Origin of the sequence: Protofrankia sp. Cr1 (genome assembly GCF_963555865.1) — a bacterium.
In the GTDB taxonomy this organism is placed as follows: Bacteria; Actinomycetota; Actinomycetes; order Frankiales; family Frankiaceae; genus Protofrankia.
Genome location: NZ_CAUVXO010000241.1, coordinates 2,486 through 3,011 on the forward strand (window position 1 = coordinate 2,486; position 526 = coordinate 3,011).

Consider the following 526-nt stretch of genomic DNA (forward strand, 5'->3'; position numbering starts at 1 on the left):
TGCGAGTTCCTCGGCACGCAGGGTCCCGGGGTAGAGAGATTCAGAGGCTGCCGGTCGGTTCGACAGCGGGGGCGTCGTCGGCCAGTGCCCGGTACAGGGACGCGACCGAGGGTGCGTGGCGGCGTTCTTGCCGGTCTTGATGGTCAGCTTCTTCACGATCTCGGGGGTGGGGACGCCGCGGTCCTCGATCACGCGGCGGGAATGGACCGGATGTCGGATGTATGTGTCAACACGGCGCTCCAGCCTATGCCGCCCATCGGGCGGCGTTGGCGCAGGCCGCCGCCGGCCGCGACCCGCGTATCGGCGGGTGGAACCCGGCGAACCTGCACTGGCTGCTGGTCCGGACGGGGCCGTGCAGCATCCCGGACGTCGCCGCCCGCGCCGGGGTCTGGGTAATGCGGGTGCAGGGTCCGGGCGGCTTCCGCCAAGCCAGCACAGCGCTGTCCACCGAAACGGGATCGCTCCAGCTAGTGGGGCACATGGATTAGTGGGGCCAGCCGTGCATGGCGAGTTCGAACAGCCGCTC

The 526-nt window shown here is 70.0% G+C and carries 2 protein-coding genes; one reads left to right on the forward strand and one right to left on the reverse strand.

What is annotated here, in order from left to right; all coding sequences use genetic code 11:
* Positions 1-192 (reverse strand): hypothetical protein (locus U9980_RS17550; protein WP_322768910.1); only part of this gene is annotated, 192 nt, incomplete at its 3' end.
* Between the two features lie 29 nt (positions 193-221).
* On the opposite strand from U9980_RS17550, the gene U9980_RS17555 reads away from it, so the two are divergent.
* Positions 222-488, forward strand: coding sequence for a hypothetical protein (locus U9980_RS17555; protein ID WP_322768911.1), 267 nt, complete (start codon positions 222-224; stop codon positions 486-488).
* The last annotated feature ends 38 nt before the right edge of the window (positions 489-526 follow it).